Below are 26,291 nucleotides of genomic sequence, written 5' to 3' on the forward strand. Positions count from 1 at the left end.
ACTCAGTCTCGCACGGGACGGAACACCCGAAGCGTGCCACGTTTGACCGGCTCCGATCCGATCTCCGTGAAACCATGGTTGGTGAACACGTCCTTCCAGTTGCGGTAGTACAGGGGAACGCCGTCGACGTTGTTCATGGCGTCGGTATCCGTATTCTCACGATCCGCCACTCCGGTCTCGTTTTCGGCCGTGATAAGGCGGTTATCGGTGATCCGACGGAGTTCGTCGAACACCCACTCGTCGTCGGGGTGGAGATGCTGGAGCGTCTCGACCGAGAACACGGCGTCGAAACGGCCGTCGTCGAACTCCGTGACGACGTCCTGGATGGCGTCGACGTGGAACGTTCCCTGAGTGGCGAGTTCGGGATGGGCCTCGGCCATCACGTCGAGCGCCTCGGGGTTGATCTCGATCCCGTGGAGATCTTCGTAGCCGTGATCGTGGAGGTGCGCGAGGTGGCGACCCGAACTACAGCCGAGTTCGAGGATCGATGCCTCACGACCGATCGGCTCGAGCCGTTCGCGGATCGCCTCGCTCGTCGCGTTCGGCCCGTGGTGGGCGTAGTACGCTGGCGAGTACGCTCCCGAGCGTTCGGCCCACCGTCGTCTGACCTCGGTCGAATCCACACCGCTCCGAGCACGCCGGCGCGTAAAATCGCTCCGACTCCAGGCCCATGTGCCGTGCTACCGGATAATGCCCATGACTTAACCGTGTCCACGCCGTAAATACCGATGTGAGTGAACAAAACGGGCGTCGAAACCTTCGTATGCCCGACGACGACGAGCTGTTCGCGGTCGTAACCGAACACAACGGCGGGAACCACGTTCGTGTCCGGTGTGAGGACGGCGAGAACCGGATGGGCCGCATTCCCGGCCGGATGAAGTACCGGACGTGGATCGAGGAGGGCGACGTCGTTCTCGTCGAGCCGTGGAGCTGGCAGGACGAGAAGGCCAACATCGAGTGGCGCTACAAGAGCCAGGACGCCGACCAGCTCCGGCGCGAAGGCCACATCGAGTAACACTCGTCACGTTCGAATGGCCTGATTGCCCCTGCTGATGGGGCTGGACCACGACCACGACCGCGACAGCAGTTCGCCGCGCTACCCCTGATCGGAGTCGCTTTTCCACGATTCCTCGTCTGTGGATATCGCTCGCCACACGATTTCGTCAAAAACTACCCGCACGTGTTCGTGTCGAAACAGGCAACTATCGGGTCCGAGTACGTCCGGGGAGTGACCGAGTACGATGCAGTGCTGTTCGACAACGACGGCGTCTTGATCGAGCCGCCAGCACGTGACACCCAGAGCGAAGCGACGCGTGCCGCGTTCCGCGAGATGGGCGTCGAGACGACCGACCGCCAGCACATCGCGGACATCGTCGATGGCGTCACCGTCGAACGACTTCAGGAGATCTGCACCGCGTACGATCTCGACGTGGACGCGTTCTGGGCAGCACGCGAGCGTCACGACGAACGCTCCCAGTTGGACGCGTTCAGAGCGGGCGCGCGCGGTCGCTACGACGACGTCGCGGCGATCACGGATCTCCCGCAGAGTCGCGGTGTCGTGAGCAACAACCGCCACTCCACCGTGACGTTCGTGCTGGATTTCTTCGATCTGGGTTCCTCGTTCGACGTTTACTATGGCCGCGAGAAAACCGTCGACAGTCTCCGGCACAAGAAGCCCGACCCGCAGTACCTCAACCGCGCGCTGGCGGATCTCGACGCCGAATCAGCACTCTACGTCGGTGACAGCGAGAGCGACGTGATCGCGGCCAAGCGGGCGGGTATCGACTCGGTGTTCGTTCGTCGACCGCACAGCCGTGACGTGGATCTCACAGTAACGCCGACGTACGAGGCCGACGACCTCCACGAGGTCGTGGCGATCGGCGATGACTGACCTGTCCAGTTGAACCAACACGAAGCGATCGGTTTCAACGAACTCGAAGAGCGCCGCCGAACCCGACCACGGTCACCGGTTCGTCCCATCAGCTAATCAGGTATCGTCCACCGGATCGTCGCCGATCCGCTCGACGGCGCTCTCGACGCCGTTTTCGGGAACCGTCCCGTCGCCCGTCGAGATCCGAACCGGTTCGTCCTCGCGTTCGTCGGTTTTCGGGACACGGACTTCGAGCGTGCCGGTGCTCGTCAGCGTCGCGGTCGCGGCCTCGGGATCGACCACTGCGCCGTCGGGGAGGTCGGCCTGGCCGTCGAGCGCGAGCCCGCGGCCTGGTGCGCGCATCTCGAACCCCTCGTGGTGGTCGCGGACGCGATCGATCCGGACGTGGACCGCGTCTTCGGAGAAGCGAACCTGGACGTCCTCCGAACTCGCGGCGGGCGCGTCAAACACCACGAGGTAGGCGTCGTCGCTTTCCAAGATGTCGGTCGGGAGCGGGCGGCGTTCCTGCGTGCGGCCCGCGATCCGCCCCATCCCGTCGAGGACCGCGTTGCCGACCGACTCGCCGACGTCGCGGATCATAGCTCGACCGATTCGAGACAGTCGGTGCCGCCGCAGTACGGACACTGGAAGTCCTCGACGCCGACGTCGTCGGGCATGTCGTAGGTGTAGTGCATCTCGAACATGTCCATCTCACAGCCGTCGTCGGTGCAGACGACTTCGAGGGTTGCCGGCATACTTCGCCATAGCCACGCGCGACCTATCAACCCACGGGTCGCAGCATCCCGGGAGCAGCGACAGTGTGCTGCAATGTGGCACGCAACGCTGGTGCGGTTGGCGCGCGGCTGCGCCGAGCGGGACGGCAGTACCGTCCCACTGGCCGTGCGAACGGCGCGAAACGCCGTGAGCAGACGCCGTTCATCGGCGTGCAACTCGCGTGCGAGGGATGACTGAACGAGCGGAGCGAACGGAGTGAGCGAAGCGAGTGAGGGAGTCGGCTGGGGAGGCGTGTGGCTTGCGGTTCTCATTTGTGTCGGCATCGGGGCGGTCGTTACGACGGCAACGGGGACCACGACAACACTGACTGCGACAGCAACCGCAACCGTCTCGAAAGCCCCGATGCGCTCGGGGTTCCGGGACTCGCTGCGCTCGCTCACTCCCTGCGGTGCTTGCTTCGTCCGGGTTCCCCGAGCGATCGCCGCTTTCACACCGTGAATGACGGGTAGCCGAGTTTTTACGCCCCGAGGCCGAACGAACGGCCATGACTGCGCCCGATCCAGCCACTCTCGACGTGACCCTCGTGGACGGCTACGTCGACGAACCCGCCCACTTCGGAGTGCCACCGTATATCTCCACGTACCCACGGTTCACCGCCGGTGCGCTCGTGGATGCAGGCGTTCCCGAAGAACGCATCACCTACCACACGATCGACGAACTCCGTGACGAACGGAACAAGTGGCGTGACGTGGCCGATGCGGACCTCATGATCTACCTCGGCGGGATGACCGTCCCTGGCAAGTACGTCGGCGGGACGCCGGCCGAGCCAGACGAAGTACGGGAGCTCGCATGGGCCGCGGAGGGAACGAGCCTGATGGGCGGCCCAGTCAAATTCGGCGTCGGCGAGGAGAACGCCGGCGCGACCGAGACCGAGCGATCGGATCTCGACTTCGAGTTCGTGGCAAAAGGCGATGTCGAGGCCGCAGCCCACGATCTCGTCGCCAATGGCCTAGAGGGCTTTGGCGACCGGATGCGTGACGTCGAGGAAGTCACGCAATGGGCGCGCGAGGGCGCGTTCGTGGTCGAACAGCACCCGAACCATCCCGAGTACCTGATCTGCGAGCTCGAAACCTCTCGGGGCTGTGCGTATCGATGTTCCTTTTGTACCGAGCCGCTCTACGGCAACCCCTCCTTCCGCCCGCCCCCATCGGTCGTGAGCGAGGTCGACGCGCTCGCGGATCGCGGCGCGCGGCACTTCCGGCTGGGTCGCCAGGCGGACATCCTCGCGTACGGCGGCGACGGCGAGGCTCCAAACCCCGACGCGCTCCGCGACCTCTACGGCGGCATCCGTGAGGTCGCACCGAATCTCGAAACCCTCCACCTCGACAACATCAACCCGGTCACGATCGTGCGGTGGCCCGAGGATTCGCGGGAGGGCCTCCGGATCATCGCCGAGCACAACACCCCCGGAGATACCGCCGCGTTCGGGCTCGAAAGCGCCGATCCCCGGGTGCAGGAGGCGAACGATCTCAACGTCACCGCAGACGAGTGCTTTCGCGCCGTGGAGATCGTCAACGAGGAGGCGGGCTGGCGGCCGGGCGAGGACCGCTCGGCCGCGCCGACGTACGGTGCGGACGCCGCCGATCGCCTCCCGAAGCTCCTCCCGGGGATCAACCTGCTCCACGGGCTGAAGGGCGAACGCGAGAAGACGTACGAACTGAACAAGCAGTTCCTCCAGCGGGTGTACGACGCCGGCCTGCTGCTCCGCCGGATCAACATCCGCCAGGTGATGGCGTTCGACGGAACCGAGATGAGCGACACCGGCGCGCAGATCGCCGACGATCACAAGAAACTGTTCAAGCAGTACAAAGAAGAGGTGCGTGAGGAGATCGACAACCCGATGCTCCAGCGAGTCGCGCCGCCCGGAACCGTGCTGCCCGACGTCCATCTCGAATACCACCAGGACGGCCGGACGTTCGGCCGCCAGCTCGGGACGTACCCGCTGTTGGTCGCTATTCCGGGCGAGCGCGAACTCGGGCGGGTAGTGGATATCGCGATCACGGATCACGGCTATCGGTCGGTGACGGGGGTCCCCGCACCGCTCGACCTCAACCGTGCCTCGATGGACGAGCTCGCGGCGCTGCCTGGCCTCGGCGACCAGCGTGCCGGCACGTTGGTGGTGAATCGCCCCTACAAATCGACCGGCGAGGCCGCGGCGACGCTCGGGATCGACCTGCCTGGCTTCACGACGGCGCGCACGCCAGAAGGGGCGGACTGATCTTCTCCCGTTGCTGCCGAGAGCGATTCGTTCCGAAACAATTACTTGAACGTCTTTGCAATCGTTCGAACGATGGTCCCATCCACCGATCGGCTCCGACGACTCATCGCCGACGAGATCGGCGAGTGCTGTGAGGAAGACGTCGAACAACGGCTCGATGACCTCGATTCGCTCGCCGAGCGGGCAACCACCGACCGGCTCGACAGGGATCGAAAAACGATGGCGGCGCTCGGCAGCGAGACCCGCCATCGGATCGCACGCCTTCTCGTCACTGCCGACGACGCGCTGTGTGTCTGTGAACTCCAACCGCTCGTCGACGTCAGCGAGAGTGCGATCAGCCACGCACTCTCGGATCTCGTCGACGCGGGGCTCGTCTCGCGCGACCGGCGAGGGAAGTGGCGCTACTACGAGAGCACCGGACGCGCCGAGCGGGTGTTCGCCGCGCTCGATGCAGCGGGAGACGACGAATGAGCGACGACCTCGGCACGCTCGATCGGTACCTCACCCTCTGGATCGGCGCGGCGATGGTCCTCGGTGTCGGACTCGGCCGGTTCGTCCCCGGCATCGCGGACGCGCTGAACGCGATCACGTGGCACGGCACCAGCCTCCCGATCGCCGTTGGACTGTTCGTGATGATCTTCCCGATCATGGCCGAGATCGACTACGAACGGATTCCGCGCGTGACCCGTACCGCGCGCCGCGAAATCGGACTGACTCTCGTTTTCAACTGGCTGATCGCCCCGTTCGTGATGTACGGGCTCGCGGTGACCTTCCTCGGCGGCCGGCCTCAGTTCGTCACCGGTCTCGTGCTCGTCGGGATCGCACCCTGCATCGCGATGGTGCTGGTTTGGAACGAACTCGCCGCCGGGAACCAGGAGCTCTGTGCGGTCTGTGTCGGCGTCAACAGCCTGCTCCAGATCGCGCTGTTCGTTCCCTACGCCTTCCTCTTTCTCACCGTGCTTCGGGGGACGGGGATCGATGTCGACATCGCGCTCGTCGCCCAGATGGTCGGAGTCTTTCTCGGACTGCCGCTCTTGCTCGGCTATCTCACCCAGAAGTTCGCGTTCCGAACGGTTGGCCGCGATACCTACTACGACCGCTTCGTCCCGCGAATCAGCCCCCTAGGACTTCTCGGCCTCCTCTTCACCGTCGTCGTGATGTTCGCGCTCAAGGGCGAGTACATCGTGAACAACCCCGATGAGATCGTGCTGATCGCGACGCCCCTGTTCCTCTTTTTCGCGGGGATGTGGGCGCTCGCCTACGGCGCGAGCGCGGTGCTCGGGTTCGATTACACCGAGAGCATCAGTGTGGCGTTTACCGCGTCCTCGAACAACTTCGAACTCGCGATCGCGGTCGCGGTCGCCGTCTTCGGGATCGGGAGCAACGTGGCGCTGGCGACCGTCGTCGGGCCGCTGATCGAGGTGCCGGTAATGCTCGCACTCGTCCGGGTGGCGCTCGCGACGAAGGATCGGCTGTTCCCCGAGGCGAAGGAGGTGGACGCCGTTGCCGCCGACTGAAACGACCCGACTGGGCTTTGTGTGCGTTCGGAACGCCGGACGCTCGCAGATGGCGACCGCGTTCGCCGAACGCGAGCGCGAGCGTCGCGAGCTCGACGGTATCGATATCGTGACCGGTGGCACCCACCCAGCGGATCAGGTTCACGAACCCGTCGTCGCGACGATGGACGAGGTGGGCTTCGATCTCGCAGGTCGCACGCCGCGCGAGATCACGACCGACGAACTGCGCTCGTGTGACATGGTCGCCACGATGGGCTGTTCGACGCTCGACATCGAGGGAGCCGAGTCGGCGGTCGATGTCCGCGACTGGGCGCTCGACGACCCTGGCGAGGCCGACATCGAGAAAGTGCGCGCCATCCGCGACGAGGTCGAACGCCGGGTCGTGGCGCTGTTCGACGGAATGGACGACTGAATCGCGACCCAGAAGGGCTTTGTCCGTGGCTGGCGCAGTCGAGCCAATGAGTCGCGGGGTCGACGTGAGCGTCGTGCTGCCGGCCTACGACGAGGCCGCGACGATCGAGGACACAGTGGCGACGACCCTCGATGCGCTCGGATTCTTCCTGCCGGCGGAGAGCTTCGAGGTGCTCGTCGCCGAGGACGGCTGTACCGACCGCACCCCGGAGATCGCTGCTCGACTTGCCCGCGAGGACCGAAGGGTAAAACACGTCCACAGCGACGACCGGCTCGGCCGCGGCGGCGCGCTCGAACGGGCTTTCCGCACGGCCGCGGGCGAGACCCTGGTCTACTTCGACACCGACCTCGCGACCGACATGAGCCATCTGGAGGAACTCGTCGAGAGCGTCCGGTCGGGCGAGGCCGACATCGCCACTGGCTCGCGGCTGCTCGCGGCGAGCGAGGCCGACCGCCCTGCCAAGCGCGACGTGCCGAGTCGCACCTACAACGGGCTCGTCAGACTGTTCCTCAGCTCGTCAGTCCACGACCACCAGTGTGGGTTCAAAGCGTTCGACCGCGAGGTTCTGGAGTCCCTGCTCGATGATATCGATGACGAGCACTGGTTCTGGGACACCGAACTCCTCGTGCGCGCCCAGCGCGCGGGCTACCGGGTCAAGGAGTTCCCGGTCGCGTGGACCCCGAAGGGCGATACGAAAGTGGACTTCGTCCGGGACGTGCTCGGGATGGGGAGCGCCGTTTTGCGGACGTGGTGGCAACTCGCCGTCGCGCCCCGGATCACGCGCCGCGTGACGCTCGTCGCCGGCACGCTCCTCACGATCCTCGCGATCGGGCTGATGACCCAGTATCTCGACGTTGGGACCGTGCTCGAAGAGATGCGCGCGGCCGACCCCGCGCTCGTCGCCGCGGCCGCGCTCGTCTACGCGCTCTCGTGGCCAGTGCGCGGCGCGCGCTACCGTGACATCCTCGACGAGTTGGGATTCGCCGAGGGCGTTGGCTTCCTCACTGGTGCGGTGTTCATCTCTCAAACGGGGAACCTCGTCTTCCCGGCGCGAGCGGGCGACGCGGTCCGGGCGTACGTCGTCAAGACCCGCCGACGCGTGCCCTATCCCACGGGATTCGCCTCGCTCGCGGTCGAGCGCGTGTTCGATCTGCTCACGATCACTCTGCTCGCCGGCGTCGTCCTGATGGGCCTCGCCGCCACCGGGATCACCAGCCTCTCGGGGCTCGGCGCGACCGTCGCCAGCGGGAACCAGAGCGGCCGGACCGCCATCCTCGTCGCCAGCGGCGTGGGCCTCGCCGCGATCGTCGCGGTGGCCGCGATCGTCGCCAGCGCACGCTCCGATCGGAACCTCGTTCGTCGCGGGATCCGCCGCTTCAGCACCGACGCGTACGCCGATCGGGTCGCGGGCGTGATCGAACGGTTCGTCAGCGATATTCAGGCGGTCGCGAACGACCGACGTGCGTTCGCCCGCGTCGGCGCGACGAGCCTCCTGATCTGGACGCTCGACGTCGTGACTGCGTTGCTGGTGTTCGCCGCGTTCGACGTCTCGCTCCCGCTCGGGACGCTGATCGCGGTCGGCTTTTTCGCCGTGAGCGTCGGGAATCTCGCCAAGGTGCTCCCGCTCTCGCCCGGCGGGATCGGGCTCTACGAGGGGGCGTTCAGCCTGCTCGTGGTCGGGCTCACGCCCGTCGCCACCCCGGTCGCGCTCGGCGCGGCCATCGTCGACCATTTCGTGAAAAACGTCGTCACCGTCATCGGTGGGGTGGCCGCCATGCTGGTGCTCAATGTCTCGCTCACCACCGCCGTCGAGGAGGGCCGCGAGGTCGAGACGACGCCGACTGAATAGCATCCACGTTTTTACTTCGGGGGGTGCGCTCGCTGCGCTCACGGGTCGCGTTCGCTCCCCGTTCGCATTCGAGGTCGTCCGAGAGAGCGAAGCTCTCTCGTGATGACGAAAGACGCTTCGCGTCTTCCGGCGGATCAAAAACCCCGCTCACTCCGTTCGCTCGTGGTACAACGACTATCGGGATTAGCACTGATTTCAGACCTCCGAAATCACGGGCTGTCGACCTGTTGAGGGCTGCGTGTGAGATACAGAGGGTGTATCTTGCAATTGGCCTCTGTCGCTACCTTTTATCCCCTTAGCTATCAAATTGACCTCTGTCAGCAAGCAAGTCCCTACTGACAGAGGTTGTCTTATTCAATCGGCGGTGCTGGACTCCTCTTTTCTGACAGCAGCAGAATCAGATTGTGGTGTCCGTGCGAGGTAGCGTCCACCATAGATACTGAGAAGAATGAGCGCTGCGGCCCACCATATAACTGGTTCAATAATAATCGAGAGAGGGATTTCAGTACCCCCAGGAAACTGAAAGCTGGCGGGCGAGTTGAAGAGGTAGCCGACGTTGTACATCGCATGAAATATCATACATATCAGAACGCTCCCGCTGGTGCTATTGTATAGCCATGTGATGATGATTGACTCAGGAATGACCCGAAGTGAGGAGACGAATGCTGACGCAGCATTGAATCCTCCATCAACAAGATAGAGCGGGAAGTGCCAGAATGCCCAAGCGATACCAATGATGAGGCTAGCAGCAAACGCCCCATAGGCTGCTTGCAACCGTGGGAGTGCAAATCCTCGCCATCCCAGCTCTTCTTGACCTCCTCCAACAAAGAAGACAAATAGGAAGCTGAAGATGAATTGATCGGTTGGCCTGTAGAATACGGAAGCGCCGATGAGACCGAGCACTAGTACAGAGAGTGCTTGCAAGAGAACTGGAACAGCTACCGCTGCGAGATACCATCGAACTTTGATTCGCCACTTGAGTGCCTGTGAAGCCCATGTCCGCAAGTCACCGTCTGTAGCTCGAAGAACAAGCGCAGCAGCGATTGGTGGACCGAACGCCGCCGGTACAGTCCATAGAGAACTATTGGGTTCTACCTCCGTCCCTGGAAGAGCATCGCCTCCAATCCATACAAGCCACGAAAACACGAAGGTCGTGAAGAAGAATACAGCAACAGGATGCTTCCCCACGATCGACGGTTCATCGCTCATAGAGCGTTACGAACCACATTTAATCGGCCACAGTTAGTTTGTGTTCTTTCGTTCTCCACCGTCCCCCGCCTCGGCACAGGCGGGATAAGTATGAGCACGAGTGACGTGCAAGATACGCGCTGTGTATTCAGCAGCGTCCAGACGAACCGACGAGTTTCTGATAGGAGTGGCGTGATGGATAGAAAGGGTGAACTTGACGCAAGATCCATTGAGCAGGACCACATCGAGATGTTGTGAGGAGAGGAAGAAACCCCCTTGTACTTATGTCCTAGATGTGAACGTTTCTTTTGAAACCAATGGTATCCGGGTTACCAGTACATCGAATGGCTGCACTCGTGAGCGTCGTGTTGCTCTTAGGAGCAGGGCTGACATTTGCACCTATAACGGTAGCTCAGGATGGCGGAGACGCATCAACCACGGGTGAACCGAACGACAATCGAGAGAATGCAGTCTCTCTCAATTTCGAGAGTAGGCCTGTTGAGGGTCTCACCGAAGCTTATGTTGATGGATTTGACAATCAGTCAAGTCTAGCGAGGTTTGGTCCAGGCGATGAAGAAGACTGGTATTCGTTCGAGGTAGAGGCTGGTCAAGCGATTCGCGCATGGGGGTACGGTGGTGTTGCGCAGGACGTTGAGGGGACCCTTGTCGGTCCTGATGGGAATGTAGTGGCTGATCTGACTATGGGCGGTGATAATTCGCCAAACGGTGCGGTTGCTGAGGAGTCGGGGACCTACTATATCCGTATGGTGAATAACACGATCACCAGTCCACCGATCGAATATGGTCTGACGGTCCAAGTAATCGAACAAAGTCAACTCGAACCCAACGACAACCGCAATTCAGCAACTCCGCTGACCCCTGAAGAACCGGTTACCTCGACTCTCGCTCCCGGCACGGACACTGACTGGTACGCGGTCGAAGCGAGTGAGGGAGCCACTATCAACGCGACACTCAATACGTTGTTCAGCAGGGCGGGAACCCCCTATGTCGGAAACCGCATTTCTGTTGATGTATTCGACGCTGATGGTGAGCGAGTCAGCGAAGCGGTTGACCTTTCGGACGTATATGTAGGCGCGACGAACGAGACGGCTCCGGCCGGTGGCACTGACGTACAGAAGATAGCGGTAGTTGCAGAGTCAGTGGGGGAAGGAGTATATTATGTTCGCGTCTCGGGTGGGGAAGATGCATCCTCCATCGGGTTTAGTACGTACTCTCTCTCCATCTCAGGTGACGAGATCGAGGAACAGAGTGGCGACGACGGGAACGGAGCAGGATCACAACTACCGAATACATTCACAGTTCGAAGCACCGGCGAGGGACGGGTGTCGTATACAGCGACAGCGAGCGAGTCTATTACGCCGGGATCCGGTGCGGATCTCACCGGCGCAACCCAACCCGACGAAGTTTCTGGGTCAACAGCGTCAGGTTCGACTGCTCAAGGAGGGATCGATAACTACACGTTCAGCGGCGAACTCACCGACTTGAACCTAGAGGGCGGCCCCGCGGAAGTCTACGTTAACGGTGAACGGATTGATCCAGCAGAGTATCAGGCGACACCGACACTGACAACAACCCCTACGGCCACTCTTACACCCACCTCGACACCAACGGCCACGCCTACCCCGACAGCAACGTCTACGCCAACCCCGACAACAACGAACCCCGCAACATCGACTGTTAGGTCAACCACGATATCAACAGTTAGACCGACTTCGACAGTCAATCAACCAAGTATGCCGGTAACAGACGCGCAGACGCAGACCTTGACCGAAGGCAGTGGACAGATTGTCAATGGCACCGATACAGACACTGGAACATCAGGATCGAGCGGTCCCGGTTTCGGTGTCGTCGTTGCGGTTGTCGCCCTAGTTGTGACTGGAACGCTTGCAGCGCGGCGGTACTGATCCGCCACGCGACTCAAATACCCGGACCAGTAGAAGGTCTGGCTATAGGGATTAGCAGAGAGACTCATAGATTTGCGGCGATTTGAGGGTCGGCAGCGCTGTCGAGAGGTGCTCTACAACAGTCGGTATCGGATGTTCGTCGCGACTCCGGCGAACGAACCGAATTGACGCCATCCAGAGCAAGCTGTACTTGTAGCCATGACTCGAACAGAAAACTCGATCGAAAGAGAACCATGAGCGACATTCAACCACTACGAACGGGACCGTAATGTGCCAGATACCGCATACACCGACTGGATCGAGTACCCTCACGCTCAGCTCCGGTTCGTTCTCGAAACCCAGCGCGGGACACCCACCAGATTCCTCGTCCAACTCGAATACTGCGTCGAAGATGAGTGGCGGCCAGTCGTTCACTTCGAACACAACCCAGACGGCACCTACGGTCACGATCTCACTGTAGAAGGTCTACACATGGACATCTATCGCGATGGAGAACAACATCTCGTTCGACAGGACTTCCCACCCGTAGAGTTATCCAACGCGCCCACCTACTGTGAATCATACATCAAAACCGAAGCGTCCCGACTACTCAGGAGATACGAACAATGGCACAATCTCACGACGGATCGATAATCGACGATCGCGACCTCGACATCTCCTTCGACCGCGACGACCTCCCCGAAGGCGAGGCCCGTCTCGTCATTCACGAGGACGGTGTAACCACCGTCATGCAGGGCGATGCTGAGAAGGTCAAACACCGGTTCAAACAGCAACGTGCTGATGACCTCGATATGACCGTCGAAGAACTCGACGCCGCCATCGAGGAGTACCCGATGCCCGATAGCGACGAGGGGTTAGTACCTGCTGAAGAGTTCTACGACGACGAAAGCGCGTAATCCTATACGCTCCGATTTTGGTGCAACCGCTCAGTTGTAGCCTAACTGCGGTGGACTCGTAAGCGCCCTCATGCTTACCCTGCCAGCGCCGACGGCTCCTTGAGGGGCCTCGCGATACGCTCGACGATCACAGTGGTATTTACTTTGCTGTGCTGATTGAATAGAGACATTCAATGACTAATGAGAAACCGCTCGCACAGAGCGCATACGATGACCTCGCGGAACCATATGCTGACGGGATAGATAAAAACGCGATAAACGCCGACTATGACAGACCAGCAACTCTGTCCCTGATACCTGATGTCAGCGGTCGCGTAGTCTTGGACGCTGGGTGTGGAGCAGGTACGTATACTGAATGGCTCATTGATCACGGGGCTGAAGTCATTGCTGTTGATGCGAACCGGAAAATGACCCAGCAAACAAAACGCCGAGTCGGTACTCAAGCTAATATCATTCAGGGCAATCTCGGTGGGTCCTTGTCGCTATTTGAAGATTCGTCTGTTGACCTCGTGGTTAGCTCGCTGGCGTTGCATTATATTCAGGATTGGAATCAACTATTCAACGGATTCAACAGGATACTGCGCCAACACGGTCAACTTATTTGTTCTGTTCACCATCCTTTCTCTGATTTCCACGAGTACGACGAGGCAAAGAACTACTTTGAGACTGAAGTTGTGAGGCAGGTGTGGAACGACTTTGGTGAACCTGTGCGCGTTCCACACTATCGTCGTCCATTGAGTGAGATGATTGGTCCACTGCTGAACACTGGGTTTAACCTGGATCGTTTGTTAGAACCTACTCCAACAGAGCGATTTGAGGAACGCTCTCCCGAGTTGTATAACGAACTTTCCACTCGCCCGATGTTTCTCTGTCTTCGGGCTGAGAAATGTGAGTGAACTATTTGATTGACATCTGAAATGCTGTAGCCTGTTAGATTGAGAGGGAGGGGAAGTACGCCATTTCGCCAGGCACGGGATTCAGTCAGTCGTAGCTGGTTCCGCTTGCCCTGTCNGCTGTAGCCTGTTAGATTGAGAGGGAGGGGAAGTACGCCATTTCGCCAGGCACGGGATTCAGTCAGTCGTAGCTGGTTCCGCTTGCCCTGTCACCAGCCACTTGCTTACTGACAGGCTGTCAGTAGCCCTGCGGCATTTATTATAGAACACCCCTGTCAGCAAGAGCGGTCGTTTCTCGACCGATTTTCACTCCAAACGAGGGGTGTTGTCGCGCCGATCACGCCGGAGCGTCATCCCGTCAGCAAGCAAGTGACTACAGACAGGGGTTATCCGTTGTAGTTATCTCCTACTTTGGACGAAAGACGTTGTCGCGCAGCCACGCTGAAATGTTCTCTACCGAAGACGGACATTTGTACACCGAGCAACAAAGGTCGAGCCTGTGAGTAAGACTGTTATCATCGCGGGAACTGGACCGTTGCTGGGCGAAGCAATCGCACGAGAGTTCGCGTCACACGGCTGTTCACTGGGATTGTTCGCGCGCTCTACAGAGTATATCAACGACCTCGCTGCTGACCTCCGAGGTGAAGAGATTGATGCCGTCGCCGTTCCAACTGACGTGACTGACGCCGACGAGGTGGCTGCCGGTTTCGAGACTGTCCGTGAGAAGCTCGGCCCCGTTGACGTGCTGATCCACAATACTGCGGTCCGTGGGGGTGGGCCGATAACCCATTGTGACCCTGAACAGTTCGAGAATGTCTGGCGGAGCCGTGCCTATGCCGGATTTCTCTGTGCGAAGGAGGCTGTCGCTGACATGCAGGGTGGGGGTGGCACGATACTGTTTACCGGCACATCGTTCGCGCTTGATGGTGCGGCCCAGATGGTTGCTTGGGGTAGTGCTGGCTTCGCTACGCGGGGACTAGCACGTTCGCTTGCAGATGACCTCTCGGACGATGGTATTCAGGTGACATACGCAGCAATACGCGCTCAGATTGCCACAGAAGACGACGAACTCGGAGCAACGGCGGTTCGGGCGAATGATGTGGCTTCAACGTTCTGGAACCTCGCGGACAACGATACCGCCATCACGACCGAGCTGGACATCCGCCCGCGTGACTCCGGGTAGAATATTTCTGTAAACTACTGTTCGAGGCCTGTATCGTGTGTTCCTCCTCGTGCGATAACCGTCTCGGGTTCGAGTCGGATGATTCGGTAGTTTTCCCCGTCTAAGCCGATGAACCCATCATCCCATTCGCTCTTATCCTCTCCCAAATAGCGGCGTAGTAATCGCTCTGCGCGGTCCTGATCGAACGATTCTAGCGTTGCCTCGCCACGCATACCGACGTGTCGGACCACTCCTCTCTGTGGGTCAAATTCGACGATTGCAACTGCCGACTGAGGGAACTGCTCGACACGTTCGGGGTATGATCGGTCTGGTAATTGGGCAATGATCCAAACAATCTCGTCCACCCAGAGATACCACAACGGCGAGATTCGCGCACCGTCGTCAGAGCATTGGGCTAGGAAACAAAATAGAGGGCGATCAAGAAATTCATCGAGTTCTAGATCTAACCACTCCTCTACAATTTCCATATCGGAATCAGCAGGTCGTGGTAACTAATCACTTGTCCCCGGATTCGCTCCTCCGCCGTGGCCCCTCACAGCCCCCGAAAGGGGCCGTCGGCGCTGGCAGGATAAGGCTGAATCTCGACCGCGAACGCGGCAGGGCGAACCGCACCGCCGGGGAGACTCCACACTGGGGGTTCAGGGTCACGTAGCAGCGTAGCTCGGTGGAAGGACAGCTAGACGTCCATCCCGGCCAGCCGGGGGTTGAATTTGTAGCGCTATGTGGGCCAGCCGGGTCTCGCTGTATCGCCCAGGTCGCCAGCCGGGGGTGGTTAGAGTGGAGTGACGTACTCTAACCCGCGCTGTCGGGACAGAGGGGTAGCCTGTGACCGTCCCTTCACTGGTCACTCCGGGGGAGAGAGGCCGCATAGCTCGCTGGTTCCCCCTTTGCTGTTGTCGGTTGTAGAAGGAGTAGGTATCGTCGGTCGTAGAAGTAGAGTTAGCGGTCACAGTCGCCTCGGGAACCGGCTATTCGTAGCTGCTCGCTCGCTGGCTGACAGTCAGACAGTTGTTCGCAGTCTGCGGGTCCATCTTGGAGCGTCATACCCCTGGTTGACAGTCGGATCTTGCTGTCTCGCCGCCCCTGCTGCTGGCTTTCTGGTGTTACTCGCGGCCTGCTTTCTGCTAGCCGGTAACTGTCGCTGTCCTCGGTGTCCTGGCGTGGTCGCTAGATCCCCGTCGGTCCTGTCACGCTGCTACACTCGGCTGGCTGGCCCAGGTTCGTCGCGTCGGTCTTCCTGGCTCTCAGTAGTGCGTCGGTCTGGGGCACCCTGGCTCGCGCTCTCAGCCGTCGCGTTGGTATCTCGGTGTGATTTCCTGGCCACATTCTGCCGTCGCTCTCTGCGGCTCTGTGCGGCGCTCTCATCGCTGCTGTTCTCGTGGGGGCCATTCCACCGCTGTCCTCGCTAGCTGGCGTCGCCCTGGTGCTGGTTCCTACTGTTCCGCTGGTGTCGTCGTCACCGCTGGATCGTCGCTGCTGGTCGCTGCTTCACGCCCTGGACTGTCCCCGGTGTCGTCGTCGCTGTTGGATCGGTGCTGCTGTTCTCGTCGTCCTCGTCGGTGCTGGATCGTCGCCACTCTGGACTGTCCTACTCATCACAATCTTGGGTGTTTCTTTGCCCCGCTATTTGGACTGTGCTGCTGGTCCTTCAGTCGTCGTGATCACGTCGGTATCCTCGTCGGTAGTCGGTCGTCGTTGTGCTCGTCGCTTCGGTGTATCGGTTCACGGACCTGGGGGAAGACCTCGCCAATGAACTCGGCGGTGCTTCGGACGCAGGGGTAACAGTCTCGCAACTGGTTGACCGCATCGACAAACAGGAGGAAACTATCGAAAATTTGGAGAATGAGGTAGACAAATTACAGCAACGGTATAACGCGCTCGCCGACTACGTGGAAGACCTCGATTAACATCTACTATAGGGATTAGCTGAAGTCTTCGTACTTTCCAATATCACAGATTGGCAATCTGCTAAAATCGGCATGCAAGATACAGGGCGCGTATCGGTCAGCGGAAAACGAGGAACGAGGAGGTCGTCAACGCGTTCATACCCCTCTCTTCCCTACCCGACCGTATGCGTGAACTCGTCTTCGATCTCGAATATTCCCCGGACAATAACGCCGTTGCCGACATCCTCACCGCCAACCCGGAAACGAAGATTCGTTCCCTCTCCTGTCACGTCACTCCCGACAATCTCTGGCGCGTCGATCACGTAACCGGTGGTCAAAGCGCACTCGACGAACTCACCGACACCGTCGCCGACGCCGAGTACTACACCGACTGTCTGGCCCGCCGCGACTGCGAAGCCGACTGGGAAACCCAAGTCCTCGACCGCACCGACGACGCGCTCGTCCTCTACTCGTACTGGTCGCGGACCCCCTCCTGTACCTCCATTCCACACCTCGCCCTCGACCATTTCGGCGACGGCCTCATCTTCCAAACAACGTGGGTCGGCCACCGGTACGAGTGGCGCATCATTGCCCCCGACAACACCACCTACCACGCCTTCCGCAGCGCCATCGAGGCCGACGAGCAACAGTCCACCCCCGATCCACGTTTTGAGTGTGCGTGGACTCAGCCACACGTCTCGCGCCCGGCTCTCCNCCTCGTCCAGTGCGGCCACTGTCTCGGCTTTCTCCTCGGGCAACAGCTCGGCACGCACCTCATCGACCCCCGCCGTCTCACCGACTGCCCGCGCGGTCACTTCGTTGTCACCAGTGAGCATCACTACGTGCTCGACGCTCTCCTACCGGCTTCGTCGTGCCGAAGCACAACTAGCCGACGCCTACGCGACTGACCACTCCTCGTCTACCCACCTCTCTTCCCCCGACGCCTGACTGGAGTTGGTACACACCAAACCAAGGGGCTTGGCCTCCGGGGCTGTCTGTGCAGACAGTGATTACGAACGCAGCCGGTTCGGCCGGTCCCGAAACCAGAACCGTGAAGCTCGACGTACCGGGGATGGATTGTCCTTCCTGTGCGGAGAAGATCGTCAACAGTGTCTCGAAACTCGACGGCGTCGTCACCGTCGAACCACAGGTGATGACTGGCACCGTCACCATCGAGTATCTTCCCGAGACAGTTGCGGTGGACACGCTGATCGAACGCGTGCAGGCCGCCGGTTACGATGTCGAGTCGCGCGACGATCGGGAGACCGAACGGTTCGACGTGCCCGCGATGGACTGTGCGTCCTGTGCAGGCAAAATCGAGAACGCCCTCGATGCCGTCGCAGGGATTCGGGAACGTGAAACCCTCCCGACGACCGGTACCGTCATCGTCACCTACGATCCCGGTCAGACCTCGCGTACCGACCTCGTCGCCACCATCGAGAGTGCGGGCTACGAGGTAGAGGAGACCGGTCCGGAGACAACGGAGAAAGACCTCGTCGAGGAGAGCCGGGCGCGAGACGTGTGGCTGAGTCCACGCACACTCAAAACGTGGATCGGGGGTGGACTGTTGCTCGTCGGCCTCGTGCTGGAGTTCCTACTGTCGGGACTCGATGTGACGCTCGCCGCGTTCCTCGGGCGTGAGTTCGGCACCGCCGAACTGTTCTACCTCGCTGGTGCGGTGATCAGCGGCGAGCAAATCCTCCGAAACGGGTACTACTCCGTCCGTACGCGCTCGCTGGACATCGACCTCCTGATGAGTCTCGGCATCCTCGGCGCGATCACCGCGAGCCTCGTCTTCGGTGAGGCGCTCTACCTCGAAGCCGGGATGCTAGCCGTGCTGTTCAGCGTCGCCGAGTTGATGGAGGAGTACGCGATGGATCGCGCCCGCTCCTCGCTCCGCGAGTTGATGGACCTCTCGCCGACGACCGCGACCATCCGTAGGGACGGCGAGGAGACGACTGTCCCGGTCGAGGAACTGCGCGTCGGCGATCGCGCCATCGTGCGTCCCGGTGACCGCATCCCCGCCGACGGGACAGTCGTCGAGGGCGAGAGCGCGGTCAATCAGGCTCCGATCACTGGTGAGAGCGTCCCTGTGGACAAGACGGACGGCGACGAGGTCTACGCGGGGACGATCAACGAGGAAGGCTATCTCGAAGTGGAGGTCACGGCGGAAGCCGAAGACAGCACGCTCGCCCGCATTGTCGAACTCGTTGAAGACGCCCAGCGGGACAAGACCGACCACGAGCAGTTCGTCGACCGGTTTGCCGGGCAGTATACTCCGGTGGTCGTCACGCTGGCAGTCCTCATCGCTGCCGTGCCACCGCTCCTCATCGACGGCTCCGTCTCACTCGGCATCGGCGGGCAGTCGCTCGTGTTCGCTGGCGACTGGGCGACGTGGTTCAAGCGCGGACTAGCACTTCTCGTCCTCTCGTGTCCGTGTGCACTGGTCATCAGCACGCCAGTGAGCGTCGTCTCCGGGATCACTAGCGCCGCGAAGAACGGCGTTCTCATCAAAGGCGGGAAGCACCTCGAATCGGTCGGGACGGTGAAAGCCGCCGCGTTCGATAAGACGGGAACGCTCACGCACGGCGAGCTCACCGTTACTGACGTCGTGCCCGCCGGTGGCGAGTCCCGAGAGTCGGTGCTGTCCGTGGCAGCGAGTCTGGAGGCACGCAGCGAACACCCGATCGCGGAAGCGATCGTGGGCGCTGCTGACGAGGCGGACGTCGCGACCGGCGACGTTTCCGCGTTCGAGAGCCTGACCGGGAAGGGCGTCCGGGCTGATCTGGACGGCGAGACGTACTTCGCCGGGAAGCCTGCCCTATTCGAGGAGTTGGGTCTTTCCCTCGACACCATCCGTGTCGCGTCCGATGGTGGCGTCGCGATCGAGGACTCCGGCAGTCACGAGACCGCCGTCGCTGGCGGGAAGACCATCGAAGAGTTGCAGGGCGACGGGAAGACCGTCATCCTCGTCGGTACTGAGGATCGGATCGTCGGCGTCGTCGCGGTGGCCGACGAGGTACGCCCGGAGGCGAAGCGAGCGATCGAGCGGTTCCACGACCTCGGCGTCGAGCACGTAGTGATGCTCACTGGTGACAACGAAGTGACCGCGCGGGCAGTCGGTGAGACGGCGGGCGTCGATGAGGTGCGTGCCGAGCTGTTGCCCGAGGAGAAAGCCGAGACAGTGGCCGCACTGGACGAGGAGTTCGGCGGAGTGATGATGGTCGGCGATGGAGTCAACGACGCGCCGGCGCTTGCGACGGCGACGGTCGGGGTAGCGATGGGTGCGGCGGGGACTGACACGGCAGTCGAGTCGGCAGACGTCGCGCTGATGGGCGACGAGCTATCGAAACTCCCGTATCTATACGCGCTGTCGGGGAAAGCAAACGGCGTCATTCGAGAGAACATCTGGGGGAGTATCGGTGTGAAGGCGCTGTTGGCCGTGGGCGTCCCCTTTGGACTGGTGAACGTCGCAGTCGCCGTCGTCGTCGGTGACATGGGGATGAGCCTCGGCGTGACGACGAATGCGCTTCGACTAGCGAGAATCAACCCCGACCGTTTCGAGTGACGATCTCGGCCGATACCTGCTCTCGCCCCGTTGAAATAACCCGGCTGCGTTGCTGAAATCGTGAGAACCCTCCGCTGAATAGACCCGCTGCATCCCGTACGGCGATTTTGACAGCCATCGGAAAGTATGCAGACCAAGATCTGGATCCGATTGCCAGTCACCATACCGTTCTCCCGATCACAACCGTTACCGGACAACACCGCCCGAGCTCTCGGCACTCCCTACAGTCGTGCCTTCGCCCTTCATCCACCAGGAGAGCGTGGCTCTCCTGAGCCTCGACTCGCTGCGTTCGTCGAGACACCAGGACCGCACCGCCACCCCATCGCAGCAACCGCTGTCGGCCGCAAGCCACACCAGCCGCAAAAACCGGGAACCGTTTTTACCGATCGCGTTCGGAGGGTGGTCATGCGCGAAGCGGACGAGGACGCAACGACGCGACAGCGGATCGCGGAGCACCTCCGCGGCGAGACGGCACCGCCGAGCATGCTGGCCGAGGAGTTCGCGATCACGACCGAGGCGGTGCTGGAGCACGTCGAGCACATCGCCCAGTCGCTCGAAACCGAGGACGAACAGCTCCTCGTTGCCCCGCCGGAGTGTCGCGACTGCGGGTTTTCGGCGTTCGACGACCACGCGAACCGCCCCTCGCGGTGTCCCGAGTGCCGAAGCGAGGCCATCGAGGAGCCGCTCTTCCGGGTCGAGTGACGTGAGCGCCGTGAGAGCCGGATTTCGGGAACGGCGTCAGGTCCCGGAGAAGTCGATCCGTCCGCGCGAGGAGAGGTCGTGTTCGCCCGACGGCCCCAGCTTCTCGAACTCGTAGTCGGGTTCCGTGAGGTAGACTGCGCCGTTCTCCACGGTGACGTCGACTGAGTCGAGCGTCGCACCCTCACAGGGACCGGTCGTACAGTAGCCCGTCGCCTGCTCGAACAGCGCGCCGTGGCGCTGACACAGGAGCTCGCCGTCACGTATCGCCGCGCCGTCGCCCGAATCCAGCCTGACGTCGGTCCAGTGCTGGCAGTGGTTCCGATACGCCGCAACCCCGTCGGCGAGCCTCGTCAGGATGGCTTCCTCACGGTCGAACCCATCGCGAATCGTGAAGAGGAGCGTGTCGTCGACGGCGATCTCGTCGAGGGCGACGATCCGGCGCGCAGCGTCCATGCCGGTCGTCCATCCGCTTCGGGTTTGAATCACTCGTAATGCGCTTGCTCGACTCGCTCGTCGAACAGCCGCGAGAGCAGTCGCGTCATCGGTCCGCCGCCGACCGCGACCCCGTCGGCGCGCGCGATCGGCCGGAGTTCCCACGTCGTGTTGGTGAGAAACGCCTCGTCGGCCTCGCGAACGGCGGCAGTCGTGTACTGACCGGTTTCGACGGAAAAATCCTCGTCGGCGGCGAGATCGAGCACGACCGACCGCGTGATCCCGGGGAGCAGCGGCCCGTCGGTGCTTGGCGTCTTGAGCGTCCCGTCGTCGACGAAGAAGACGTTGCTCGTCGCGCCCTCCGTGAGGTTTCCCTCGCCGTCGCGCACCAGGGCCTCGTCCGCACGATACTCCTCGTTCGCCGCCCGCCGGAGTTCGAGCCGTGCGAGGATTCCGTCGAGGTAGTTGTGGGTCTTGGCGTCGCTCGGCATCGCCGCGTCCGGCACCGCGCGGGTTTTGACGGTCTGGACCGTCGCTGGACCGTCCCACACCGATTCGCCCGCGAGACCGCCCCGGGGGAGCTCCTCGACGATGATTACTACTGTTGGATCGACGTCCGATGCGGGCGTGAGCCGTCCCATCCCCGCTCCACGAGTCACCGACAGCCGAACGTACGCCTCGTCGAGATCGTTCGCGGCGAGCGTCGCCCGAACCCGCTCCCGAAGGTCGTTGGGCACCGCGTCGCCGAAGCCCAGCTGTTCGGCGGTCCGGCGGAGCCGTGCCTCGTGGGCATCCCACTCAAAGACCGACCCACTGTAGGATCGAAGGGTTTCGAACGCGGCGTCGCCGTAGCGAAACCCCCGATCGCGGACGCTTACGCTCGCCTCGTCGGCGGGCACGAGGTCGCCGTCGACGTGGTACTTCATCCGGCGTCTCTCCGCTGAGGTGTCTCGCGTCGTCGGCAGTACCGCGTCGTGACCACTTGCACGCTGCCTACTGCTGACGAGCCTTCGCGCGCTCGGTCCAGCGATCGAGCCGGCTCGCGGAGATGTCGGTCTCGTCGGCGAGAGTCTCCGAGTCGGCGTCAGCGAGGTCGGCGACGGTCTCGACGCCGACGGATTCGAGCTGTTCGGCGTAGGACGGTCCGATGCCCTTGAGCACGTCCACGTCGTGTCCGGCGGTATCGCCCGGCTCCTCGTCGGTCGGCCCCGCGGCCTCGGCGTCTTCGGCCGCCGAGATCGAGTCGTTCGTCTCCTCGGTGATCGAGCCGGTCGAGCCCGCGGCGTCGGTCCCGGCGGCAGCGCTCTCGTCGGCGGTGTCGACCGCATCGCCCGCGTCGTCGACGGCGGTTTCGTCCTCGTCGACATTTTCGGTCGGGGTGGTTTCGCCTGCGGGCTCGGACGGCTCGGCGTCGTCGGTCGTCGGCCCGGTCACTTCGCCCGGCTCCGCCCCACCTTCCGCATCCTCGTCGACAATCGATTCGGTCGATCCCGTGGCGTCGGTCCCCGCAGCGGCGGGCTCGTCCGCCCCGCTGCCGGTATCGCTCGTGTCTGTTCCCTTGACCGCGTCCTCCGAGCCCGTCTCCGGGGCTGTCTCCGAATCACGTTCGTCCGGTTCGCGTTCGACCGTCATACCGCCGCGTTCGTCGCTCGATCGGTCGTCGCCCGAATCCCGGCCGTCGATCCCGAGCATCGACTTGATGGTATCCAGCAGCGTCATGGATCGGGATTGTCTCCCCCCGGACTTAAATACGTGCCCGAAGCGCTTCGTTCATCACGTCGATCGGCGCATCCTGGCCGATCCACCGCTCGAACGCCGCGACGCCCTGATACAGCAGCATCCACCCGCCGTCGATGGTGGTCGCGCCAACCGTCGCAGCGTCTCGGAGCAGTCGAGTCTCGATCGGCGAGTACACCGCATCGAGGACGGCGAGATCGGCGTGAAGCGCCTCGGCAGGGATCGGCGTTTCGTTCGCCTCCATTCCGACGCTCGTGGCGTTCACCACCACGTCGGCGTCGGCGACGAGCCGTTCGAGCGGCGCGAGTCCGTGCCCGCTCGCGCCATCGACTTCTGCCGCGAGTGCGTCTGCACGTTCCACGGTGCGGTTGGCGATGGCGACCGACATCCCCGCATCGGCGAGCGCGAACGCCGCTGCACGGCCTGCCCCGCCCGCTCCGACGACGACCGCTCGTCCGTTGAGCGCCACGCCGTGATAGTCGAACGCCCGTCCGACGCCCTCGGCGTCGGTGTTGTGACCCGTCGGCATCGACGCTCGGTCGTCGGGACCGCCGAAATCGATGGTGTTGACCGCACCGATCCGCGTCGCGAGGTCGTCGGGATCGACGTGATCGAGAGCGTCCTGCTTGAACGGGATCGTGACGTTCAGCCCCTCGATCCCGAGCGCTCGTGCGCCCTCGATGGCCGCTTCGAGATCGTCGGGAGCGGGCTCGAACGTGACGTACCGTGCGTCGATCCCGCACTCGTCGTAGGCCGCCTCGTGCATCGGTGGCGACAGCGAGTGGGAGACGGGATTGCCGACCAGCCCGAACACCTGCATGGGCGAGCGTCGTGAGCCGAAGCGATAAACGGGACGGTCGGCGAACGGCGGCGCTGCACGCGACAGCAAAAGAGATAGGTATGCCCCCCTCGCGATTTCCGGTAATGCTCGACCGTTTTCGCCATCCACTTGCTGCCGTCGCCGCGGCGCTGTTGCTGACGGTGCCGTTCGTGGCGACGTTCGTCTCCTACGGCGGATACATGACCATCCACCCGGGCGAGAACATCGCCCCGGGAACGGCGGTCGTCGTCGCCGGACTGGCCGTTCTCGGGGCCGCCTTCCTGCTCGCGTGGGGAGCCGAGACCGCAGAGAAGGACGTGCCGCGCGCGTTCGCCATCGCGGTGCTGGCAGTGCTCGCCGTCGCGCCGGAGTACGCCGTCGACGCGCTCTATGCGTGGAACGCCGGTGCGTTCGAGGGGACCGCACAGGGCATGGCCAACGCCAACCTCGCGGTCGCCAATATGACCGGCGCGAACCGCATTCTCATCGGTCTCGGCTGGGCCGGTATCGCCCTTTTTACCGTGTATCGGGCGCGAAACGCCGACGATCCCGCGGTCGATCACCGTTCGGGGTTCCTGAAAAGCGCCGTCACGCTCGATCGTGACCTCGCGCTCGAAATCTCCTTCCTGCTCGCGGCGACCCTCTTTGCCTTCCTCGTTCCGCTGAGCGGAACGACGTTCAGCGGCGGCGGCCCGATCGGCGGTATCGGGTTGCTCGATACGCTCGTCCTCGTCGGGCTCTACGTCCTCTATATCGCCATCATCATCCGCGGCGACGTCGAAGAGGGCGAAGAACACGTCGGCGTGCCCGCCTATCTCCAGTCGTGGTCGAAGGGACCGCGCATCGCCAGCGTTCTCGCGCTCTTCACCTACTCGGGTGTCCTGATCTTCATCGCCGTCGAACCGTTCGCCGTCGGTCTCGAACAGCTGGGTCTCCAGTACGGCATCCCCGAGTTCTTCATGATTCAGTGGCTCGCGCCGCTCGCGAGCGAGAGCCCGGAGCTCATCGTCGTCGCCTACCTCGTGAACAAGGCGCGCTCGACCGCGGGGTTCAACGCGCTCATCTCCTCGAAACTCAACCAGTGGACCCTGCTCATCGGTACGCTCGCGGTGGTCTATTCCATCGCGGCCGGCCACCTCGGGGGGCTGCCGTTCGACGAGAAGCAGGTCGCCGAAATCTGGATCACCGCTGCCCAGAGTCTCTTCGCGATCGCGCTTCTGACCAATTTCGAGATCAGCATGCGCGAGGCGATCGGTCTACTCGTCCTGTTCGTCTCGCAGGTCGGTATCGAGTTCGCCATCATTCAGACGGTGGCCGAACCGCAGGCGACCACGCTGAGCATCAACATCCTCTACGTCTATACGGCGATATATCTCGTTCTCGGCGCGTGGCTGTTCTACACCCGCCGCGACGCGCTGGCCGACCTCCTCGGACGGACGACCACGATCGCTCGGGAGGCCGTCGGATCGGGAAGCACCCAGCCGGAACGGGCCGACTGAAAACCGAAACGAACGGGTTTCCCCGCTCGACCACCACGTCTCGACATGATCGGTATCGTCGTCAGTCGCGCCGATCCGGCGTCGGTCCACATCGGCGATCACCTGCTCGAACTCGATGACTGGGGCCGAACGACGGACGACACCCGTCCCGACGGCGAGGGCGGCGGCACCGTCCACCGTACGCCAGGGTTCGAACTCCGCACGTTCGACGATCTCCACCTCGATCTCGAGGGCGTGGCCGACGTCTTCGCCGACCCCGAGTTCGTGGTGTTCGCCTCGAAACACGCCGGCGACACCGGGCCGCTCCTGACCGCCCACCACACCGGAAACTTCGGTCCCGCCGACCACGGTGGTGCGGACGGCGAACTCGCCCATTCCTGTGCGAACGCCCAGGCCCGAGTGCTCGATGCGCTCCGCGAACACGCGCCATCGGGGTACGACGTCGGAATGGAGGGCACCCACCACGGCCCCACCGATGTCGGCGCACCCTCGATGTTCGTCGAACTGGGGAGTGGAGAAACCGAATGGGACGATCCCGACGGCGCACGGGCCGTCGCACGCGCCGTCCTCGATCTGCGAGGAGTCGGGCCGTATCGCGATCGCCAGGTGGTGGGGTTCGGCGGTGGCCACTACGTCCCCCGGTTCGAGCGCGTGGTACGCGAGACCGACTGGGCAGTGGGTCACATCGGCGTGGACTGGGCGCTCGACGCGATGGGCGATCCCGCCGACGATCGGGACGTCCTCCGGCGAGCGTTCGAGCAAAGCGGTGCGACTCGTGCGCTCGTCGAGGGGGAGCGTCCCGATCTGGTGAGCGCGATCGAGGCTCTCGGCTATCGTGTCGTGACCGAGACGTGGCTCCGCGAGACCACGGGCTGTCTCTTATACACATCTCTGATGGCGC

The 26,291-nt window shown here is 62.5% G+C and carries 25 protein-coding genes and 1 pseudogene; 17 read left to right on the forward strand and 9 right to left on the reverse strand.

From position 1 onward, the window contains the following. Nucleotides 1-2: 2 nt before the first annotated feature. Nucleotides 3-623 (reverse strand): class I SAM-dependent methyltransferase, encoded by a 621-nt coding sequence (locus tag C450_RS07185; RefSeq protein ID WP_005042033.1) that lies wholly within the window; start codon nt 621-623, stop codon nt 3-5. A 107-nt stretch (nt 624-730) separates the two neighbouring features. Here C450_RS07185 and eif1A point away from each other — a divergent pair, with 107 nt between their 5' ends. Both eif1A and C450_RS07195 read left to right on the forward strand, forming a co-directional pair. After that, on the forward strand, nt 731-1,015 hold the full coding sequence (eif1A, locus tag C450_RS07190) for a translation initiation factor eIF-1A (protein WP_079890763.1): 285 nt from the start codon (nt 731-733) through the stop codon (nt 1,013-1,015). Nucleotides 1,016-1,228: 213 nt separating this feature from the next. Further along, nucleotides 1,229-1,891: an HAD family hydrolase gene (locus tag C450_RS07195; protein WP_049909938.1), complete on the forward strand. Its 663-nt coding sequence runs from the start codon at nt 1,229-1,231 to the stop codon at nt 1,889-1,891. A 96-nt stretch (nt 1,892-1,987) separates the two neighbouring features. Here the strand turns inward: C450_RS07195 and C450_RS07200 are convergent, their stop codons facing one another. Together C450_RS07200 and C450_RS22350 are read right to left on the reverse strand one after the other, a co-directional pair. After that, nucleotides 1,988-2,470: an Hsp20/alpha crystallin family protein gene (locus C450_RS07200; RefSeq protein ID WP_005042039.1), complete on the reverse strand. Its 483-nt coding sequence runs from the start codon at nt 2,468-2,470 to the stop codon at nt 1,988-1,990. After that, nucleotides 2,467-2,625, reverse strand: a complete 159-nt coding sequence (locus C450_RS22350) for a DUF7559 family protein (protein ID WP_005042041.1) — start codon at nt 2,623-2,625, stop codon at nt 2,467-2,469. Before C450_RS22350 ends, C450_RS07200 begins: the two co-directional genes overlap by 4 nt. A 524-nt stretch (nt 2,626-3,149) precedes the next feature. On the opposite strand from C450_RS22350, the gene C450_RS07205 reads away from it, so the two are divergent. The 5 genes from C450_RS07205 (at nt 3,150) to C450_RS07225 (ending at nt 8,661) form a co-directional block, all read left to right on the forward strand. Further along, nucleotides 3,150-4,883 (forward strand): radical SAM protein, encoded by a 1,734-nt coding sequence (locus C450_RS07205; RefSeq protein WP_005042044.1) that lies wholly within the window; start codon nt 3,150-3,152, stop codon nt 4,881-4,883. 72 nt (nt 4,884-4,955) lie between these two features. Then, nucleotides 4,956-5,354, forward strand: coding sequence for an ArsR/SmtB family transcription factor (locus tag C450_RS07210; RefSeq protein WP_005042047.1), 399 nt, complete (start codon nt 4,956-4,958; stop codon nt 5,352-5,354). Next, nucleotides 5,351-6,400, forward strand: a complete 1,050-nt coding sequence (arsB, locus tag C450_RS07215) for an ACR3 family arsenite efflux transporter (protein ID WP_005042051.1) — start codon at nt 5,351-5,353, stop codon at nt 6,398-6,400. The genes C450_RS07210 and arsB overlap by 4 nt, the downstream gene beginning before the upstream one ends. A 49-nt stretch (nt 6,401-6,449) precedes the next feature. Continuing rightward, nucleotides 6,450-6,812, forward strand: coding sequence for an arsenate-mycothiol transferase ArsC (locus C450_RS07220; RefSeq protein ID WP_005042052.1), 363 nt, complete (start codon nt 6,450-6,452; stop codon nt 6,810-6,812). A gap of 46 nt (nt 6,813-6,858) precedes the next feature. After that, entirely contained in the window at nt 6,859-8,661 is a 1,803-nt protein-coding gene (locus tag C450_RS07225) for a flippase-like domain-containing protein (RefSeq protein WP_005042055.1), read from the forward strand. A gap of 354 nt (nt 8,662-9,015) precedes the next feature. On the opposite strand, the gene C450_RS07230 is transcribed toward C450_RS07225, so the two are convergent. Beyond that, complete coding sequence (locus C450_RS07230; RefSeq protein ID WP_080510278.1) at nt 9,016-9,870, reverse strand: type II CAAX endopeptidase family protein; 855 nt, start codon at nt 9,868-9,870, stop codon at nt 9,016-9,018. 323 nt (nt 9,871-10,193) lie between these two features. Here C450_RS07230 and C450_RS20720 point away from each other — a divergent pair, with 323 nt between their 5' ends. The 5 genes from C450_RS20720 to C450_RS07245 all read left to right on the forward strand — a co-directional run bounded on the left by C450_RS20720 (nt 10,194) and on the right by C450_RS07245 (nt 14,746). Continuing rightward, the gene (locus C450_RS20720; RefSeq protein WP_152424454.1) at nt 10,194-11,774 is read left to right on the forward strand and encodes a PGF-CTERM sorting domain-containing protein; all 1,581 of its coding nucleotides are present in this window, start codon (nt 10,194-10,196) and stop codon (nt 11,772-11,774) included. A gap of 270 nt (nt 11,775-12,044) precedes the next feature. Beyond that, a complete protein-coding gene (locus tag C450_RS23685; RefSeq protein WP_005042061.1) occupies nt 12,045-12,407 on the forward strand; it encodes a DUF7718 family protein in 363 nt (120 codons plus the stop codon). Continuing rightward, nucleotides 12,380-12,670 (forward strand): hypothetical protein, encoded by a 291-nt coding sequence (locus tag C450_RS07240; protein ID WP_005042062.1) that lies wholly within the window; start codon nt 12,380-12,382, stop codon nt 12,668-12,670. The genes C450_RS23685 and C450_RS07240 overlap by 28 nt, the downstream gene beginning before the upstream one ends. A 173-nt stretch (nt 12,671-12,843) precedes the next feature. Further along, nucleotides 12,844-13,566 carry a class I SAM-dependent methyltransferase gene (locus C450_RS20725; RefSeq protein ID WP_005042066.1) on the forward strand — a complete coding sequence of 241 codons (723 nt, stop codon included), beginning with the start codon at nt 12,844-12,846 and terminating at the stop codon, nt 13,564-13,566. A gap of 496 nt (nt 13,567-14,062) precedes the next feature. Next, nucleotides 14,063-14,746, forward strand: a complete 684-nt coding sequence (locus C450_RS07245) for an SDR family NAD(P)-dependent oxidoreductase (protein WP_005042068.1) — start codon at nt 14,063-14,065, stop codon at nt 14,744-14,746. A gap of 14 nt (nt 14,747-14,760) precedes the next feature. Here C450_RS07245 and C450_RS07250 read toward each other — a convergent pair whose 3' ends face one another. Next, nucleotides 14,761-15,213: a pyridoxamine 5'-phosphate oxidase family protein gene (locus C450_RS07250; RefSeq protein WP_005042070.1), complete on the reverse strand. Its 453-nt coding sequence runs from the start codon at nt 15,211-15,213 to the stop codon at nt 14,761-14,763. 1,604 nt (nt 15,214-16,817) lie between these two features. Between C450_RS07250 and C450_RS23690 the strand changes: the two are divergent. The 3 genes and pseudogenes from C450_RS23690 to C450_RS07270 all read left to right on the forward strand — a co-directional run. Next, nucleotides 16,818-17,213 (forward strand): annotated as a pseudogene (locus C450_RS23690) (helix-turn-helix domain-containing protein); the annotation flags it as partial. Between the two features lie 425 nt (nt 17,214-17,638). Further along, the gene (locus C450_RS07265) at nt 17,639-20,200 is read left to right on the forward strand and encodes a heavy metal translocating P-type ATPase (RefSeq protein ID WP_005042076.1); all 2,562 of its coding nucleotides are present in this window, start codon (nt 17,639-17,641) and stop codon (nt 20,198-20,200) included. A 405-nt stretch (nt 20,201-20,605) separates the two neighbouring features. Continuing rightward, complete coding sequence (locus C450_RS07270) at nt 20,606-20,902, forward strand: transcriptional regulator (protein ID WP_005042079.1); 297 nt, start codon at nt 20,606-20,608, stop codon at nt 20,900-20,902. A gap of 36 nt (nt 20,903-20,938) precedes the next feature. On the opposite strand, the gene C450_RS07275 is transcribed toward C450_RS07270, so the two are convergent. The 4 genes from C450_RS07275 to C450_RS07290 form a co-directional block, all read right to left on the reverse strand. After that, a complete protein-coding gene (locus C450_RS07275) occupies nt 20,939-21,355 on the reverse strand; it encodes a Rieske (2Fe-2S) protein (RefSeq protein ID WP_005042081.1) in 417 nt (138 codons plus the stop codon). A gap of 29 nt (nt 21,356-21,384) precedes the next feature. After that, the gene (locus tag C450_RS07280) at nt 21,385-22,260 is read right to left on the reverse strand and encodes an aminotransferase class IV (RefSeq protein WP_005042084.1); all 876 of its coding nucleotides are present in this window, start codon (nt 22,258-22,260) and stop codon (nt 21,385-21,387) included. A 67-nt stretch (nt 22,261-22,327) separates the two neighbouring features. Continuing rightward, nucleotides 22,328-23,053 carry a helix-hairpin-helix domain-containing protein gene (locus tag C450_RS07285; protein ID WP_005042086.1) on the reverse strand — a complete coding sequence of 242 codons (726 nt, stop codon included), beginning with the start codon at nt 23,051-23,053 and terminating at the stop codon, nt 22,328-22,330. 25 nt (nt 23,054-23,078) lie between these two features. Continuing rightward, the gene (locus C450_RS07290) at nt 23,079-23,891 is read right to left on the reverse strand and encodes a shikimate dehydrogenase (protein ID WP_005042088.1); all 813 of its coding nucleotides are present in this window, start codon (nt 23,889-23,891) and stop codon (nt 23,079-23,081) included. Between the two features lie 104 nt (nt 23,892-23,995). On the opposite strand from C450_RS07290, the gene C450_RS07295 reads away from it, so the two are divergent. Next, nucleotides 23,996-25,390, forward strand: a complete 1,395-nt coding sequence (locus tag C450_RS07295) for a sodium/calcium exchanger membrane subunit (RefSeq protein WP_005042091.1) — start codon at nt 23,996-23,998, stop codon at nt 25,388-25,390. 45 nt (nt 25,391-25,435) lie between these two features. Continuing rightward, a partial coding sequence (locus C450_RS07300; RefSeq protein WP_005042094.1) for a D-aminoacyl-tRNA deacylase occupies nt 25,436-26,291 on the forward strand: 856 nt, incomplete at its 3' end.

This window comes from Halococcus salifodinae DSM 8989, from assembly GCF_000336935.1.
In the GTDB taxonomy this organism is placed as follows: domain Archaea; phylum Halobacteriota; class Halobacteria; order Halobacteriales; family Halococcaceae; genus Halococcus; species Halococcus salifodinae.

Bases quoted from the DNA above. Each gene is read 5' to 3' on its own strand.
- C450_RS07275 (WP_005042081.1), bottom strand. From the start codon at position 21,355: ATGGACGCTGCGCGCCGGATCGTCGCCCTCGACGAGATCGCCGTCGAC.
- C450_RS07210 (WP_005042047.1), top strand. From the start codon at position 4,956: ATGGTCCCATCCACCGATCGGCTCCGACGACTCATCGCCGACGAGATC.
- C450_RS20725 (WP_005042066.1), top strand. From the start codon at position 12,844: ATGACTAATGAGAAACCGCTCGCACAGAGCGCATACGATGACCTCGCG.
- C450_RS20720 (WP_152424454.1), top strand. From the start codon at position 10,194: ATGGCTGCACTCGTGAGCGTCGTGTTGCTCTTAGGAGCAGGGCTGACA.
- C450_RS07285 (WP_005042086.1), bottom strand. From the start codon at position 23,053: ATGACGCTGCTGGATACCATCAAGTCGATGCTCGGGATCGACGGCCGG.
- C450_RS22350 (WP_005042041.1), bottom strand. From the start codon at position 2,625: ATGCCGGCAACCCTCGAAGTCGTCTGCACCGACGACGGCTGTGAGATG.
- C450_RS07220 (WP_005042052.1), top strand. From the start codon at position 6,450: ATGGCGACCGCGTTCGCCGAACGCGAGCGCGAGCGTCGCGAGCTCGAC.
- C450_RS07230 (WP_080510278.1), bottom strand. From the start codon at position 9,870: ATGAGCGATGAACCGTCGATCGTGGGGAAGCATCCTGTTGCTGTATTC.
- C450_RS07280 (WP_005042084.1), bottom strand. From the start codon at position 22,260: ATGAAGTACCACGTCGACGGCGACCTCGTGCCCGCCGACGAGGCGAGC.
- arsB (WP_005042051.1), top strand. From the start codon at position 5,351: ATGAGCGACGACCTCGGCACGCTCGATCGGTACCTCACCCTCTGGATC.
- C450_RS07205 (WP_005042044.1), top strand. From the start codon at position 3,150: ATGACTGCGCCCGATCCAGCCACTCTCGACGTGACCCTCGTGGACGGC.
- C450_RS07240 (WP_005042062.1), top strand. From the start codon at position 12,380: ATGGCACAATCTCACGACGGATCGATAATCGACGATCGCGACCTCGAC.
- C450_RS07270 (WP_005042079.1), top strand. From the start codon at position 20,606: ATGCGCGAAGCGGACGAGGACGCAACGACGCGACAGCGGATCGCGGAG.
- C450_RS07250 (WP_005042070.1), bottom strand. From the start codon at position 15,213: ATGGAAATTGTAGAGGAGTGGTTAGATCTAGAACTCGATGAATTTCTT.
- C450_RS07290 (WP_005042088.1), bottom strand. From the start codon at position 23,891: ATGCAGGTGTTCGGGCTGGTCGGCAATCCCGTCTCCCACTCGCTGTCG.
- C450_RS07225 (WP_005042055.1), top strand. From the start codon at position 6,859: ATGAGTCGCGGGGTCGACGTGAGCGTCGTGCTGCCGGCCTACGACGAG.
- C450_RS07295 (WP_005042091.1), top strand. From the start codon at position 23,996: ATGCTCGACCGTTTTCGCCATCCACTTGCTGCCGTCGCCGCGGCGCTG.
- C450_RS07200 (WP_005042039.1), bottom strand. From the start codon at position 2,470: ATGATCCGCGACGTCGGCGAGTCGGTCGGCAACGCGGTCCTCGACGGG.